Below are 16,024 nucleotides of genomic sequence, written 5' to 3' on the forward strand. Positions count from 1 at the left end.
AGGACCTGGGCCGGCGGGCAGCGGAGCGGCTGCGGTGGCCGGGCGGAGGGGGCCGCTGCCCGGGGCCCCCTCCGCCCGGAGCCGGCTCAGCCGACCATGGCCGCCAGCACGCTGCGCCAGTCCTCGCCCGGCTCGGGCGTGAGCGGTCCGGCCAGGGTCTCGGCCCGGTAGCGCCAGGGGCGGCGCAGTTCCGCGTCGGCGTCGGGGCCGAGGGTGAGCGGGCTGGCGGAGCCGAGCAGGCGTACCAGTTCGGCCGTGAACTCGGCCCAGGAGACGTGCCCGCTCACCGCGTTGACGACCCGTCCGGCCGCCGGGTGCTCCGGGACGGCGCAGGCGGCGAGCGCGCGGGCCAGGGCCGCGGCGTGCACCCAGGAGGCGCCGTACCAGTCCTCGGCCGCCGGCAGGCGGATCGGCCGGCCGGCCAGGGCGGCCTGGTAGAGGTCGCCGGTGGAGCCCCAGCGGAGCTGGTCGCGCAGGCGGTGGTGCGGGCCCCAGACGATCGGGGCGCGCACGGCGGTGACCGGGCCGCGACCGCCGGCGGCGGCCTCGAACAGGATCCGTTCGCAGTCCAGCTTGGCCTGCCCGTACGGGGTGACCGCCGCTCCGCTCGGGGCGCCCTCGGGGACCTCGGTGCCCTCGGGGCGGCCGTACGCGTCGATGCTGCTGACGAAGACGAACGGGCCGCCCCGCCAGCCGTCCACCAGGGCACGCATCGCGGCGAGGTCGGTGGCGTGGTCGGTGAACGTGCAGGCGGAGTGGATCACGGCGTCCACGCCCTCGACTGCGCTCCGCAGGCTGTCCGTGTCGGCGAGGTCGCCCTCCGCCACCTCGGCGCCGTTCAGCGCGGGCAGGTGCGCGGACTCGGGCCGGACCAGGACGCGCACCGGCCTGCCCTGGGCCATCAGCTCCTGCAGGACGGCCGCGCCGACCCCGCCGGTGGCGCCGGTGAGCAGGACGGTGCCGGTGCGGGGGCGGGTGCGCGGGCGGGCGCCGGCCTTGGCCAGGGCGGCGCGGCGCTCGTCCTCCCGGGCGGCCAGCACGGCGGCGAGGGCGCGCGGGGTGCGCCGCTCCAGGATGTCGAGCCCGGTGAGCGGCAGCCCGGTGCGGGTGCGCAGGCGTTCGGCGAGCTGGACGGCGACCAGGGAGTGGCCGCCCAGGGCGAAGAAGTCGCCGTCGGCGGGCGGGGTGGCGCCGAGCAGTTCGCCGAAGGCCGTACGGACGGTGTCGATCGGGCCCTCCCCGATCGGGACCTCCCCGATCAGGCCTTCCCCGGTCGAACCGTCCGGGAGCCGGCCCGGCCGACGCGGGGCGGGGGCGCCGGGGAGCCGGCCGCGGTCGACGGTGCCGTCGGGGTGCCGGGGGATCCGGTCCAGCAGCGTGACCGCGAGCGGGAGTTCGGCGGCCGGCACGCGTCCGCGCAGGGCCGACCGCAGCTGGGCGCCGTTCGGGGCGGCCGGTCCGCGGACCACCGCGTAGGCGAGCGGCGGGCCGTCGGCGCTGTCGACCGCGGCCGCCTCGACCACCCAGGGATCGGCCACCAGGCCTGCCACCACCGGGTGTTCGGCGGCGACCAGCAGCCGGCCGGGCAGCGCGGACAGGGGCCGGTCGGCCTCCTCCGCCACGGCCGCGAGCAGCGCGGCGAAGGCGTCGAGCAGCCGCCCGGCGGTGGTCTCGTCCAGCGCGTCCCGGTCGTGCTGCACCAGGCAGCGCGGCGCCGGGCCGTCCTCCACGAGCAGTGCCAGGCCGAACTTGGCCAGCCCCAGGTCGAGTTCGACGTTCTCGGAGTCCAGGCCCGGCAGCGTCAGGGGGGCGACGGGCTGGACGAGGTCGCAGCTGACCGACAGCAGCGGGGTGCCGTCCGCGCCGCGGGCGGCCGCACCGAGCCGCTCGACCACGAGGTCGAACGGCACCTCGTGGTGCCGCTGGGCGTCGAGCAGCTCGCCGCGCACCGCCACCAGCAGCTCCGCGAACGTCGGGTCCTCGGCCGGGTCGACCCGTACGGCAAGGGTGTTGACCGCGAGGCCGACGGTGTGCCGCAGGTCGGGCCGGGCCCGGTGGCCGCTGGCGCACCCGAGGACGAGATCGCCGCCCTGCCCGGTGGCGGTCCGCAGGGTGGCGAACGCGGCGGCCAGGACGACGGTGAACAGCGTGGCCCCGTGCCGGGCGCCGAGGGCGCGCAGGCCGTCCAGGACGGCGGGATCCAGCGGGGCGGCGTGCAGCACCGCCCGGCGTTCGCGGGCCCCGGGCGGGACGGGCCGCAGCAGCGCCGGCGGGCGGGCTCCGGCCAGCCGGGCGGCGAGGGTGTCGGCGGCGGCGGTGAGTTCGGCGTCCCGGGCGCGCTCCTGGCGGGCGTACTCGGCGTACGACGGCCCGGGGGCCGGTAGTTCGGGCGCCGCGCCGTCGCGGGCGGCGGCGTAGAGCGCGGCCAGGTCGGCGGCCAGAACGGGCAACGATCCGCCGTCGACGGCGATGTGATGGATCGTCAGCGCCAGCGTGTGGTCCTCCGGCCCGTGCCGCAGCAGCAGGGCGCGCAGCACCGGGCCGGCGGCGAGGTCGAAGGGCCGGGCGGCCTCGGCGGCGAGCTGTTCCGAGGCAGCGGTGTCCGTCTTGGCGTCCACGACCGGCAGCGGCACCGGCGCGACCGGGTCGGTCTGCTGGTACGGCTGTCCGCCCCGGCGCGGGTAGCGGGTGCGCAGGACGGCGTGCCGCTCGGTGAGCCCGGTGATCGCGGCGGCGAGGGCGACCCGGTCGAGCGGGCCGCGCAGCCGGGCGGCGATCGGGACGTTGTAGAGGGCGCCACCCTGGCCGAGGTGGTCCATCAGCCACATCCGCTGCTGGGCGTGCGAGAGCGGGGCCGGGCCGTCGGGCACGGCCGGGCGCTGCGGCGGGGCGGTGGCGGCGCTCCGCCGGGTGCGGGCGCGGCGCAGCAGGTCGGTCTGGTCCACGGCGGTCACCGGCCCGCTCCCGGGGTGTCGCCCGTGCCGGCCGAGCCTTCGGGGCTTGCCGAGCCCGCGGAACCCGCGGAACCCGCCGAGCCCTCGGAACCCGCGGAGCCTGCCGGGTCTCCGGCGGCGTCCGGGCCGTCGGCTTCGCGCAGTGCCCGTTCGAGCAGCTCCGCCTGCCCGGCGACGGTCGGGTGGTCGAGGAAGTCGGCGAGCGACAGCTCGACCCCGAGGTCCTCGCGCAGGTCGTCCACGACCCACATGGCGAGCAGCGAGTGCCCGCCCTCGGCGAGGAAGTCGGCGGCCAGGTCGGTGATCGGGCGCTCCAGGGCGCGGCTCCAGGCCTCGGCGACGACCTGCTGGATCGGGGTGAGTACGCCGGCCCCGGAGGGGCGCTGCCCGGCCGGCTCGTCGGCGGCCAGCGCCCGCCGGTCCACCTTGCCGGAGCCGGTCAGTGGCAGGGCGTCGAGCACGGCCCAGGCGGTGGGCACCAGGTGGGCGGGCAGCCGCTCGCCGAGCCGGGCGCGCAGGGTCTCGACGGCCTGGCCGGCGCCCTCGGCGAGGACAAGGCAGGCGGTGAGGGCGGCGTCGGCCTGCCCGGCCCGGCGGACGACGACGGCCGCCTCGGCGACCTCGGGGAGCTGCAGCAGCGCGTGTTCGACCTCGCCCGGTTCGATCCGGAAGCCGCGCAGCTTGACCTGCTCGTCCGTCCGCCCGTGGAACTCCATGGTGCCGTCCGGGAGTTGGCGGGCCAGGTCGCCGCTGCGGTAGGCGCGTCCGACGTCCGGCAGCTCGCGGAAGCGCTCGGCGGTCAGCTCGGGCCGGTTCACGTAGCCCTCGGCGAGGCGGTCGCCGGCGATCCACAGCTCGCCGACGGTGCCGGGCGGCACCGGGGCGAGCTGCTCGTCCAGGACCAGGGCGCGGGCGCCGCCGAACGTCCGGCCGATCGGGATGGCGCCGGCGCAGTCGGCCTGGGTGACCCAGTGCAGCGTGGTGAAGGTGGTCGCCTCGGTCGGTCCGTAGACGTTGACCAGTTCGAGCCACGGGAAGGCGCGCAGCACGGCGCCCGCGTGCTCGGGCGACAGCACCTCGCCGCCGACCGCGACGGTGCGCAGCACTCCGAAGATCCGCGACTGCCGGGCGGCCAGGTGGTGGAAGAGCGCGCTGGTGAGCAGCAGGGTGGTGACGCCGAACCGCTCGACGTCGCGGCCGAGTTCCTCGGCGGTGGGCCGGTCGGCCGGGGAGACGGCGACGGCGGCGCCGCGGGCCAGCGGGGCCCACAGTTCGAAGGTGGAGGCGTCGAAGGTGACGGCGGAGTGGAACAGCACCCGGTCGCGCGGGCCGACCGCGATGGCGTCCGGGGCGGTGACCAGGTCGGTGACGGCGCGGTGCGGGACGAGGACGCCCTTGGCGCGCCCGGTGGAGCCGGAGGTGTAGAAGACCAGGGCGGGCGCGGCCGGGTCGGCGGCGTCGGGCGCCACCGGCCCGTCGGGCGTCATCGGCCCGGTGGCGTCGGTGCCGTGGTCGGTCAGGACGAGGGTCTGCTCCTCGGTGAGCCCGGCCTCGGCGAGCAGCGCCTTGTCGCCGAGGACGAGCTGCACGCCGGCGTCGGAGGTCATCTCGGCGATGCGCGGGCGCGGGTAGGCGGGGTCGAGCGGCAGGACGTGGCCGCCGGTGCGCCAGATCGCGAGCTGGGCGACGACCAGGCGGGTGGAGCGGGCGCAGAGCAGGCCGACGGCGCTGCCGGGGCCGATCCCCCGGGCGGCCAGAACGGCGGCCAACTGTGCCGCAGCGTCGACGAGTTCGCGGTAGGTGAGGATGGTGGAGCCGTCGGTCACGGCGAGCGCGTCGGGCTGCCGTTCGGCCTGCCGGGCGATCAGCGCGGGCAGGGTCGCGGTGGTCATGGTGGTTCCCTTCCGGGCGCCCCGGCGGGAGGGCCGGGGCGCCCCAGTGAGGAGGTGCGGGAGGTGTCGGGCGGTGGTGGCCGGGCGGTCGCCGTCGCCGCCGAGGCGGTCGTGCCTCAGGCGCTCGCGGTCGCCACCGAGGCGGTCGTGCCTCAGGCGGTCGCGGCCGAGGCGGCCACCCGTTCCTCGACCAGTCGGGCGACGGCCCGCAGGTCCGGCTGGCGCAGCACCAGGGGCGCGCGCAGCCGGATCCCGTACTCGCTCTCCAGCGCCTCCAGCAGTCGGGCGGCCGCGAGCGAATTGCCGCCCGACGCCAGGAAGTTGTCGGTGGGCCCGAGGTCGGCGCGGCCGATCAGTTCCCGGCAGAGCTTCAGCACGGTGCGCTCGACGGGGGTGTCACCCTCCTCGCCGACGACGGGCTCCGGCGGCTCGGCGGCCAGCAGCGCGTGCCGGTCGACCTTGCCGTTGGCGTCCAGCGGGTAGCGCTCCACCAGCCGGACGGCCGACGGAACGGCCTGCTCGGGCAGCCAGGGCCGGACGGCGTCGAGCAGCCGCGCCGGGTCGGCACCGCCGTCCGAGGCGTCCGAGGCGTCCGAGGCGTCCGGGCCGTCCGGGCCGTCCTCGAGCTGGACGAAGGCGAGCAGCCGCACGCCGCCGGTGGGCGCCTGCTCGGCCGCGACGACCGCCCGGCGCACCCGCGGGTCGCGCTCGAACGCGGCCTCGACCTCGGCGGGTTCGATGCGCACGCCGCTGACCTTGACCTGGTCGTCCAGGCGGCCGTGGAACTCCAGCACCCCGTCGGGGCGCATGACGACCCGGTCGCCGGTGCGGTAGACCCGGTCGGTGCCGTCCACGCCCTCGGGCACGCCGACGAAGCGGCGGGCGGTCAGCTCCGGGTCGAGGTACCCGGCGGCCAGGCCGCGGCCGCCGATCCGCAGCTCTCCGGCGACGCCGCGCGGCACCGGCCGGCCGTCCTCGTCGGTGACCAGCACGACCGCGCCCGCGATCGGCAGCCCGATCGGCGGGGCGCCGGCGCCGTGGTCGGCTCCGGGCGCCATCGTGTGCACGGTGGTGGTGACGGTGGCCTCGGCGGGACCGTAGGCGTTGTGCACGGTCGCGGTGACGTCCGGCCCGGGGGCGCGGCGCAGCCGGTCGCCGCCGATGGTGAGGTGGCGCAGCGCCGACCCGGCGGGCCAGGGCCGGCCCAGGACGGGTTCGGCCAGCGGGGTGGGCAGGACGGCCACGGTGATGCCGGCCTCGCGCCACCAGTCGGTGAGCGCGCCGGAGTCCCAGCGGACGGCCTCGGGGGCGACGACCAGGGCGGCGCCGGAGGTGAGGCCGGCCCACAGCTCCATCACGTGCGGGTCGAAGGCGACACCGATGAGCAGGCTGTGCCGCTCGCCGGGGCCGAGGCCGGTCAGCTCGCGGTACCACTGCAGCAGTGCGCCGAGCGCGGGCTCGGTGACGGCGACGGCCTTCGGGGTGCCGGTGGAGCCGGAGGTGAGCACCGCGTAGTGGGTGCCGGCGGGGACGCGCACCTGCTCGCCGGGGGCGAGGGCGGCCACCACGCCGTCGGTGGGCAGGTCCAGCGGCAGCCGCTCGCCGCCGGGCGGCAGCAGGTCCGGCTCGCCGATCAGGCAGGCCGGGCGCAGCTGCTCGGCGACGGCCCGCAGCCGGTGCTCGCCGGGGCGCGGGCCGAGCGGCAGGTGGACGGCGCCGAGCTTGGCGGCGGCCAGGGTGACGGCCACCAGTGACACCGAGTGGCCGAGGCAGACGCCGAGCAGGTCACCGGGGCCGACCCTGTCGCGCAGGGCCTCGGCGGTTCTGTCGGCGAGGCGGTCGAGTTCGGCGTAGCTGTAGGTCCGTTCGCCGTCGATCAGGGCGGGGGCGTCCGGGGTGCGGTGCGCCCAGGTGGTGAACAGGTCGAGGACCGCGCCGTCCTGGTACGGACGGCCGTATCCGATGCTCGGGGATTCCATCGTGGTCTCCAAAGTCGTGACGTACCGTCAGTTCAGGCCCATGGAACGGGCGATGATCACTTTCTGGACCTCCGAGGTGCCCTCGATGATCGTGGTCATCCGCACGTAGCGGTACAGGAACTCCAGCGGGTGGCCGCGCACCCAGCCGGTGGCGCCGTGCACCTGGAGCGAGCGGTCCACCGCGCGCACCGCGGTCTCGGAGGCGGTGAGCTTGGCGAGCGCGGCGTTCTCGGGCGACTCGGTGCCCTCGTCGACCAGCCGGGCGCAGGCGAGGGTGAGCAGCTTGGAGGCCTCGACCTCGGCCCGGGTGGACACCAGGTGCTCCTGGACGTGCTGGTACTCGCCGATCACCCGGCCGAAGGCACGCCGGTCCTTGGCGTACTCGACGCCGACGCGCAGCGCGTACTCGGCGATGCCGTTGCACATCGCGGCGACCACCAGGCGGCCGCGGGAGAGGCTGTCGATGGCAAGGGCGGTGGCCGCGCCGACGCCCTCCTCGCCGCCGATCACGGCCTCCGGTCCGACGGTGACCTTGTCGAGCAGCAGCTCGAACAGCGGCTCGCCGGACATGCCCTCGTAGCGCTGGCCGATCCGCAGTCCGGGCTGGTCCATCGGCAGCACGAAGGCGGTGGAGCCGCTGGTGGGGCCGGCGCCGTCGCCGAGGTCGGTGGCGGCGACGACCAGCGCGATCCCGGCGTGCTCGGCGTTGCTGACGAAGGTCTTGCGGCCGTTCAGCACCCACCGCTCGCCCTCGCGCACGGCGGTGGTGGTGAGCCGGAAGGCGTCGGAGCCGGCGTGCGGCTCGGTGAGGGCGAGGCAGCGGGTCTGCTCGCCGCGCACCAGCGGGATCAGGTGGCGCTCGACCTGCTCGGGGGTGCCGTTGCGCAGCAGCGGGCTGGGCCCGTCCGAGCCGGCCAGGGCGTACGGTGCGAGGACGCAGCCGCTGCGCCCGGCGGCGTGGTGCAGCAGGACGACGGCGGTGAAGGGCATGCCGGAGCCGCCGAGCTCCTCGGGGTAGTCGCCCGCGTAGAAGCCGAGCGCGGCGGAGCGCTTGCGGACGTAGGTGCGCAGGTCGCCGGGCACCTGGTCGGCGGTCTCCGGCAACTCGGCGGCCAGCGGGACGAGTTCGCGGCGCACGAAGCTCTCGAAGGCCTCGACGAGTTCGCGGTGGCCGTCCTCCAGGACGGCGGAGGGAGCAGTCACTTCAGTCCTCCGGTGAGGGCGCGGGCCTGGTCGGCCAGGACGGCGTGGCGGAACAGGGTGCGCAGCGGCGGGCGGCTGCCGAGGTGCGGTTCCAGCTGGGCGGCGAGCTCGGCGGCGAGCAGCGAGTGGCCGCCGACCTCGAAGAAGTGCGAGTCGGCGGTGAAGCGGTCGTGGCCGAGCACCGCGCGCCAGGCGGCGGCGATCAGCTCCTGGCCGGGGTCGGCGAAGGTGCTCGGCGCGCTCGGCGCCTCGGCGGCCTGGCCGGCGGTCTCGTCCGCGAGCCGGGCGAGGGCCGCGCGGTCGGGCTTGCCGCCGGGCAGGGTCGGCATCGCCGCGACGGCGGTCCAGGTCGCCGGGACGAGTCCGCCGGGCAGCCGGCGGGCGAGCGCGTCGTGCAGGGTGGCCTGGTCGGGGCGTTCGGCGCCCTCCAGGAAGCCGACCAGGCGGGGGCCGTTCTGCGGGTCGGTGTGCAGCACCACCGCGCAGGAGCGGCCGCCGAGTTCGGCCGAGGCGGCGGCCTCGATCTCCTCCAGCTCGATCCGGTGGCCGCGCAGCTTGACCTGGTTGTCGGCGCGGCCGAGGAAGCGGAGCCGGCCGTCCAGGTCGCGGTAGCCGCGGTCGCCGGTGCGGTAGACGCGGGCGCCGGCGAGCGCGGGGACGGTGACGAAGCGGGCGGCGGTCGGCTCCGGCAGGCCGGGGTAGCCGTCGGCCACCATCGTCCCGCCGACGACGAGTTCGCCGACGCAGCCGGCCGGGAGCGGGCGCAGCGTGTCGTCCAGGACGTGCATCCGCACGCCGTCCAGCTCGGTGCCGAGCGGGATCTCGCCGTCCGCGGCGACGTCGGCGGCGGTCACCTCGTGGACGGTGGAGGTGACGGTGGCCTCGGTGACTCCGTAGGCGTTCAGGACGGTGGTGGTCCCGGTCAGGTCGGCGAGCGCCCGCGCGGGGAGGCGCTCGCCGCCGAGGACGAGCAGCCGGGGCGTCCAGCGGCCGTCGCGCAGCGCCTCGCGCAGGTCCTCGCGGACGGCGAGGAGGTAGCTGGTCGGCAGGTTGGCGACGGTGACGCCGCGGGCGGCCAGGACGGCCACCAGCTCGGGCCCGGTGGGCACTTCGCGCTGCGGCACGACCAGGGCGGCGCCGACGGCGAGGGCCGGCAGGACCTCCTCCAGTGCCACGTCGAAGGACGGCCGGGCGAACAGCAGCACCCGGTCGGCGGAGGTGAGTCCGTAGCGGGCGGCGATCGCGGCGACGTACCCGGCGAGTGCCTCGCGGCCGACCTGGACGGGCTTGGGCACACCGGTGGAGCCGGAGGTGTGGATCAGGTAGGCGGCGCCGTCCAGGACGGCGGCGGGCTCGGCCTTCGGGAAGGCCGGGCCGTCCAGCAGGGCCGGGGTGACGCCCTCGGCGGGCAGCGCGAGGGCGCTCTGCCGGGTGGCCAGGACGAGCGCCGGGCTCAGCCGCTCCAGCAGCAGGCCGAGCCGGGCCGCCGGGTCCTCGGTGGACAGCGGCGCGTAGACGGCGCCGTGCCGCAGGCAGGCGAGCAGGGCGACCACGCTGTCGGCGCCGCGCGGCAGGACGGTGGCCACCGGCTGGCCGGGCGCGACCCCGGCGGAGCGCAGCCGCTCGACCAACTCGCTGACGCGGCGGTCGAGTTCGCCGTAGCTGATCCGCTCGGTGCCGGCCAGCAGGGCCAGTGCGGTCGGGTCGTGGGCGGCGGCGGGGTCGAGCAGGGCCGGTGCGTCGGCGGGCACGGGGGCGGGCGTTCCGGCGGCCTGTTCGGCGGGCTCGGCCCCGGGCGCGGGGGCCAGCTCGGCGATCGGCGCCTGCGGGCCGTCGAGGTAACAGCGCAGCAGCTCCAGCAGCCGCTCGGACAGCAGCACGGCCTCGGACTCGCGGAACAGGTCCGCGTCGTAGTCCCAGACCAGGGTCATCCCGGCAGCGCCGTGCTTCTCGCCGACCACCCGGCGGTCGTCCGGCAGCAGCACCAGGTCGAGGTCGAAGCGGGTGGTGCCGGTGTTGAAGCCCTCGTACAGCGAGACCTCCAGCCCGGGCGCCTGGACGTCCGGCAGCGCCGCGTCGTGCGCACTGAACATGACGTTCCACAGCGGGTTGTCGGCGCCGCTGGTGTGCAGGCCCAGGCGGCGGGTCAGCTCCTGCACCGGCAGGTCCTGGTACGGCAGCGCGCGCATCAGGACGTCGGTCACCTCGTCCACGGCATCGGTGCCGGACGCGGCGGGGTCGAGCCGCAGGCGCAGCGGCACGGTGTTCACGAACATGCCGACGGTGCCCTCGAACCCCTCCGGGCGGTTGCCGACGGCGGTGCCGATCACCAGCTCGCGGTGCCCGCTGTGCCGGCGCAGCAGCTCGGCGAGCAGGGCGAGCAGGGTGCTGAACGGGGTGTGGCCGTCCGCCGTGCTGCGCTCGCGCAGCCGCTCGGCCAGGTCGGCACCGATCGCCTGGCGCAGCTGGCCGCCCCGGTGGCGGCGCTCGACGCCCGGGCGGGCCAGGCCGGGCAGGGTGACCTCGCGCGGAGCGTCGGTCAGCTCGCGGGTCCAGAAGTCGAGGGCGCGGTCGCGGCGGACGTCGGCGGCGGCGCGCGCGTGCTCCTCGTACGAGGGGGCGGCGGCCAGCTCGTACGGCTCGCCGAGGACCCGGGCGCGGTAGACGGTGAACAGGTCGCGCAGCAGGATCGCGAAGGAGTGGCCGTCGTGGACAAGGTGGTGCTCGACGTGGATCAGCCGGTGGTGATCCTCGGCGATGCGGACCAGGTGCCAGCGCAGCAGCGGCGCCCGCTCGGTGTCCACCGGCTCCTCGGCCTCGGCGGCGAGCAGCCGGCGAAAGGCGGCCTCCGGGTCGCCCTCGGTGGCGAAGTCGCTGTGGCGGAGCTCCGGGCGGCACCCCTCGGCGACCCGCTGGCCCGGCAGCCCCTCCGACCTGGGCACCAACTCCAGGCGCAGGCCCGGGTGGTGGTCCAGGACGGCGCTCAGACCGGCGTGCAGCGCGTCCCGGTCGAGGGTGCCCCAGAGGTCGAGGACGGCGGTGAAGTTGTAGGCGCGGCTTCCCGGCAGCATCTGCTCGTGCAGCCAGACGATCTCCTGCGACGGAGAGAGTGCGAACATGGGCGGTTCCCTTGTGTGGTGGGCTTGTCGGCACTGCGGTGGCCGGGAGCGGGTGTGGGGTGGTCCCGCTGCGGCCGGTGGCCCGGGGCACACCGGGGTGACGGTGCGCCCCGGGGCGGGGCGGCTGGGGCACCCGTGCCCGTTCGGGCACGCGTGTCCGGGCGCGGTGGATCCGGCGAGGCGGATCCGGCATGGCAGTTCGGGCCCGCGGGGTGGGGCGCGGGAGGTCGGGCGGGTGGGGGCCTGGGTACGGGAGGCGCACACCCCGGTCGGGGCAGGCGCGTTCAGGCGTGCTTCGGGTGCACTTCGGGTGCGTTCAGGCGTGCTTCAGGCGTGTTTCGGGTGCGTTGGGGCGTGCTTCGGGTGCGTTCGGGTGTGCTTCGGGTGCGTTCGGGTGTGTTGGGGCGCCGTCAGGTGCGGACGCTCGGGCGCGAGGGTTCAGGCGTGGGTGGTGTGCAGGAGCGGCCGGGCCTGCAGGTGGTGCCGCAGCACGGCGAGCAGGTCGTCGAAGGCGGCGCGGGCGTCGGCCTCGGGGAAGCGGTCGCTGTCCCAGGCGAGCCGGATCAGCAGGTCGTCGCCGTGCGAGGCGGAGACGGCGAGCGGGGCGGCGAGCGGGCGTCCGGCCAGGTGGGTCTCCCGGCCGGGCGTGCCGCCGAGCACCAGCGGCGGGCGGCGGTGCAGGTCCTCCAGGGTCAGCATGGCGTCCAGGGCGCCCGACCACGGCGCCCCGGCGGTGCGGGCGGCGCGCACCACCTCGTCGAACGGGGTCCCGGCGTGGTCGAGGTCGTCCCACCAGGCGTCGGCGAGGGCGTCCGGGTCGCTCGCGGCGGTCGGACCGGCCGGGTGCACCAGGGTGTTGAGGAAGCAGCCGAGCGCGGCGGGCGCGCCGGCCGGCCGGCCGCCCCACGGGTAGCCGAGCGCCAGCGCTCCCTCCCCTGGGTACGGCCGGTGCAGCCGGTGCGCGGCGACGCCGACGGCGTCCAGCAGGGCCGGGAAGACGGCGCTGCGCGCGGCGCCCTCGGCGGCGGGCAGCCGCTCGGTGAGCATCCCGGTGGACGCGGCCGCGCCGCCGCCCGCGCCGGTCAGTGCGCCGAGCCGGCGGCCCCAGTGGGCCTGCGCGGCGGGCCCGCCGGCGGCGTCCTCGGCGGCCAGTTGGAGTTCCACGGCCTGCCGGTAGTCGGCCAGGGCCTGCGGGCCGGGCCCGGCCGCCGCCGGTTCGTCCGACTCGTACGCCTGGCTCAGTTCGGCGGTGAGCACCCCGAGGGACTGCTCGTCGCAGGCCGCGTGGTCCAGCGCGAGGGCGAGCAACTCCTCGTCCCCGTCCGGTTCCTGGGCGACCAGGAGACGCAGCGCGGGCCCGTCCGCGGGCCAGTCCAGCAGGGCTTCGCGCAGCGCCTCGCGGGCGGTGCCGCCGGGGGCGACGGCGATCCGGACGGCCTCGGCCGAGGGACCGCCGACCCGGAGGACGGGCGTGCCGCGCACGGCCGCGAAGCCGCCGCACAGGGCGGGGTGGCGGGCGGCGACCGCGGCGGCGGCGCGGGCCAGCCGGTCCTGGTCGAGGGTGCCGCGCGGGTACGCGAAGAACAGCGGGACGACGTCGGAGCGGCGGTGCGGCGCAAGTCGGCGGGTGATCAGGAACCGCCGCTGGGCTCCGGTCAGCGGGAGCAGCTCCACCGGGGATCGGGCGGCGGCGGAGCGGTACCGGGCGAGGTAGGCGGAGGTGATGCTGGCGTGCACGGGAACGGTCTCCGGTTTCCGGTCGCGGCTCGGCAGGTCTGGGGTGGGTCAGGGGGTGGTGGTGGGGCTCGCGGCGATCACCTCGGCGGGGTGGTCCGCGGCGGCGGCGGTCTCCTGGGCAGCGGCGGGCTCGACGGCGGCGGTCTCCTCGGCGGGCGCCTCCCCGGCATCCGGCGCGTCGGCATCCGGCGCCTCGGCGCCCGGCACGTCGGCGCCCGGCAGCTCGCGCATCCGCCGCAGCGGTGACAGCAGCAGCGGCACGGGCACCAGCAGGAAGCCGACCGCGCAGAGCCAGAGCGCGGCGCGCGGTCCGGCCGCGTCGGCGACGATCCCGCCGCCCAGCGCGCCGATCGGCAGCGTGCCCCACACCAGGAAGCGCATGGTGGCGTTCATCCGGCCGAGCAGTTCGGGCGGGCAGACGCTCTGCCGGAAGCTGACCTGGGCGACGTTGTAGGCGACCGCGCCGAACAGCACCACCCCGGAGGCGAGGCCGAACAGCACCACGGCCGCACCGCCCTCGGACAGCGGCCACAGCACCGCGAACGGCGCCGTCACCACCGTGGACAGCCAGATCAGCCGGGCCTGCCCGACCCACCGCGCGAGGCGCCCCGCGCACAGCGCGCCGGCCAGCCCGCCGATGGCGGAGGTCGACAGCAGCACGCCGATGGCTCCCGGCGCGAGGCCGAGCACCCGTACCCAGAAGACCGTCTGCACGGCCATCAGGACGGCAGCGAACAGGTTGGAGACGGCGGTGGCGGTCGCGATCGCCCGCAGCAGCGGATGCCCGAGCACGAACCGGACGCCCTCCCCCACCTCGGCGCGCAGCGAGCGCCCGGGCGTCGGCTCCGGCCGCGGCTCCTCGACCCGGATCCGGGCGAGCAGCACCGCGGAGGCCAGGTAGCCGCAGGCGTCGGCCACGATGGCGAGCGGCGCGCCGAGCAGTTGGACCAGCCCGCCGCCGAGGCCGGGCCCGGCGATCTGCGCCGAGGAGCGGACCGTCTCCAACGCCCCGTTGCCGCCGACCAGTTGCTCGCGCGGCAGGACGGCGGGCAGGAAGGACTGGTGGGCGACGTCGAAGAACACCGTCGCGACCCCGGTGACCAGTGCCACCAGGTAGAGCTGCGGCATGGTCAGTACCCCGAGCGCCGCGGCCGGCGGGATCGACCCCACCGCCAGGCAGCGCACGACGTCCGCGCGGATCAGCACCGGCAGCTTGCGCATCCGGTCCAGCCAGGCGCCGGCCGGCAGTCCGACCAGCAGGAAGGCGGCGGTCTCGGCGGCGGTCAGCAGACCGACCTCGAACGGGGTGGCGTCCAGCACCACCACCGCCACCAACGGCAACGCGACCAGGGTGACCTGACTGCCCGTCTGGGCGGCCGCCGCTCCGGTCAGCAGGAGCCGGAAGTCGCGGTGGCCGAGCAGACGGGCCTGGCGGGGGCGAGGCATCTCGTTCATTGATGCGACTCTCGGCCACCCATTCGACACGGGGCAAGCACCGGGTCCGTTTCCGGACGAACCGTGGCTCGGCTGGATCCCGCCACTCCCCCGACCACCTCTTGCGCGCCTCCTACGCCGCCTTATGGACCGGTCGTGAGCTCGGCGCCGCCTGTCGGCCAAGGCGGCACCGGGCGAGGGGCGTCCGGGCCGCCGCCGGCGCCACCCGTCCATTCCGTCGTCCGATATTCGGACACGGTCATTCCGGCCATCGGACGACACCACTCAACTTGGCCGGATCCTGTGGAGTACCGCACCGCCGTCACCTCATTGTGATATCGGCGTGACTGTGGGCAACCGTTTCACGGCACGGCATCGGCCGCCGCGCCCAGCCCTCAGCCGTCCGTCCGGCGGGTGATCGCGAGGATCGCCATGTCGTCGTCCCGCGAACCGCCGACCCACCGCTCGACGTCCGCCGTCAGCGCGTCCAGCACCTCGCCCGGCCCGGCGAACGGGCCCAACGGAGCCAGCCCGAGCACCGGGTCGTAGAACTCCCCCGCCCCGTCCCGGGCCTCGGTCACTCCGTCGGTCACCAGCAGCAGCGTGTACCCGGGCGGGAACGGCCGGCTCTCCGGCGCGGGCCGGGCGACCCCCAGCACGCCCATCCCCAGGGGCAGTCCCGGGTCGGCCGCGTCCAGCCGCCGCACCGCCGGTTCACCGCTCCGCGGGTACGGGCGAGGGTCCGGCGGGTCGGGATCGGCGGTCGGCCGGTGCAGGTCGGCGGTCGGCAGGTCGGGGAGGGTCGTCAGCCGGTTCGGGACGGCGGTCAGCCGGTCCAGGTCGGGGGCGGGGTCGGGGGCGGACCGGTCAGGAGCCGGCCCGGACGGACCCGGACTCAGCAGGTACGGGCCGGGGTGCCCGCAGTCGAGCGTGCGGACCACCCCCTCGCCCGGCGGAAACTCCACCAGCAGCGCCGTGATGAACCCCTCCAGACGCAGCTCCTCGCTCAGCTGGTCGGCCTCCCGGAGCAGCGAGGCCTCCAGCGCGTCCGCGAGCGCCGCCAGGTCCGGCACCCGGTGCGAGTCCTCCCGGAAGGCCCCCAGCAGCACCGAGACCGCCCCCACCGCGTGCAGGCCCTTGCCCCGTACGTCCGCGATCAGCGCGCGCACGCCGTACGGGGTGGTCTGCAGCGCGTAGGCGTCCCCGCCGATCAGCGCCTCGTGGTAGGCGGCCTGGTAGCAGGCCGCGACGGACAGCTCGCCCACCCGTCCCGGCGGCTCCGGCAGCACCGCACGCTGCGCCGCCTCCGCCACCGACCGCACCCGCTCCAGCCGTCGTCCGTGGCGGGCCACCACCCGGTTCACCCCGACGCCGAGCAGCGCGGCGAAGGCCGTGTTCACCAGCTCCAGGTAGCCGTCACCCGTCCCGATCGAGGCGTCCTGGGTGGACAGCACCAGGATCCCGGTCACATTGGCCACCCCGACCGCGACCGTGTCGCGCAGGGTCAGCAGCGCCCCCGCCAGCACGGCGGCCGCCGCCAGCAGCGGATCACCCCAGTAGTCGGACGGATCGAGCGAGTTCCACACCAGCCCGCCGATGATCAACAACCACGGCGCGACCCGCACGTACGGCGGCCACTGCACGGACCTCGGGGGCATCGGCGACCTGGCTTCCGTCTCACCACCATCCGGAAGGGCTTCTTCCGA

The 16,024-nt window shown here is 76.7% G+C and carries 8 protein-coding genes; all 8 read right to left on the reverse strand.

The annotated features are described in order from the left end of the window. Nucleotides 1-86: 86 nt before the first annotated feature. The 8 genes from ABTY56_RS00070 to ABTY56_RS00105 all read right to left on the reverse strand — a co-directional run bounded on the left by ABTY56_RS00070 (nt 87) and on the right by ABTY56_RS00105 (nt 15,976). Complete coding sequence (locus ABTY56_RS00070) at nt 87-2,954, reverse strand: condensation domain-containing protein (RefSeq protein ID WP_350624760.1); 2,868 nt, start codon at nt 2,952-2,954, stop codon at nt 87-89. Next, nucleotides 2,951-4,846 (reverse strand): non-ribosomal peptide synthetase, encoded by a 1,896-nt coding sequence (locus ABTY56_RS00075; protein WP_350624762.1) that lies wholly within the window; start codon nt 4,844-4,846, stop codon nt 2,951-2,953. The genes ABTY56_RS00070 and ABTY56_RS00075 overlap by 4 nt, the downstream gene beginning before the upstream one ends. A gap of 152 nt (nt 4,847-4,998) precedes the next feature. Continuing rightward, the gene (locus ABTY56_RS00080) at nt 4,999-6,825 is read right to left on the reverse strand and encodes an amino acid adenylation domain-containing protein (RefSeq protein WP_350624764.1); all 1,827 of its coding nucleotides are present in this window, start codon (nt 6,823-6,825) and stop codon (nt 4,999-5,001) included. Between the two features lie 27 nt (nt 6,826-6,852). Continuing rightward, nucleotides 6,853-8,028, reverse strand: coding sequence for an acyl-CoA dehydrogenase family protein (locus ABTY56_RS00085; protein WP_350624766.1), 1,176 nt, complete (start codon nt 8,026-8,028; stop codon nt 6,853-6,855). Further along, a complete protein-coding gene (locus ABTY56_RS00090; protein ID WP_350624768.1) occupies nt 8,025-11,147 on the reverse strand; it encodes a non-ribosomal peptide synthetase in 3,123 nt (1,040 codons plus the stop codon). Before ABTY56_RS00090 ends, ABTY56_RS00085 begins: the two co-directional genes overlap by 4 nt. 438 nt (nt 11,148-11,585) lie before the next feature. Beyond that, nucleotides 11,586-12,884: an amino acid adenylation domain-containing protein gene (locus ABTY56_RS00095; protein WP_350624770.1), complete on the reverse strand. Its 1,299-nt coding sequence runs from the start codon at nt 12,882-12,884 to the stop codon at nt 11,586-11,588. A gap of 48 nt (nt 12,885-12,932) precedes the next feature. After that, nucleotides 12,933-14,339 (reverse strand): MFS transporter, encoded by a 1,407-nt coding sequence (locus ABTY56_RS00100; protein ID WP_350624771.1) that lies wholly within the window; start codon nt 14,337-14,339, stop codon nt 12,933-12,935. A gap of 374 nt (nt 14,340-14,713) precedes the next feature. Beyond that, complete coding sequence (locus tag ABTY56_RS00105) at nt 14,714-15,976, reverse strand: PP2C family protein-serine/threonine phosphatase (protein ID WP_350624773.1); 1,263 nt, start codon at nt 15,974-15,976, stop codon at nt 14,714-14,716. Nucleotides 15,977-16,024 lie beyond the last annotated feature (48 nt).

The organism is Kitasatospora sp. NPDC097691, from assembly GCF_040302665.1.
Lineage (GTDB): Bacteria > Actinomycetota > Actinomycetes > Streptomycetales > Streptomycetaceae > Kitasatospora.

What these genes read in the sequence shown, in the direction of transcription:
- ABTY56_RS00075 (WP_350624762.1), bottom strand. Translation starts at nt 4,846, where the DNA reads ATGACCACCGCGACCCTGCCCGCGCTGATCGCCCGGCAGGCCGAACGG.
- ABTY56_RS00080 (WP_350624764.1), bottom strand. Translation starts at nt 6,825, where the DNA reads ATGGAATCCCCGAGCATCGGATACGGCCGTCCGTACCAGGACGGCGCG.
- ABTY56_RS00090 (WP_350624768.1), bottom strand. Translation starts at nt 11,147, where the DNA reads ATGTTCGCACTCTCTCCGTCGCAGGAGATCGTCTGGCTGCACGAGCAG.
- ABTY56_RS00100 (WP_350624771.1), bottom strand. Translation starts at nt 14,339, where the DNA reads ATGAACGAGATGCCTCGCCCCCGCCAGGCCCGTCTGCTCGGCCACCGC.
- ABTY56_RS00105 (WP_350624773.1), bottom strand. Translation starts at nt 15,976, where the DNA reads ATGCCCCCGAGGTCCGTGCAGTGGCCGCCGTACGTGCGGGTCGCGCCG.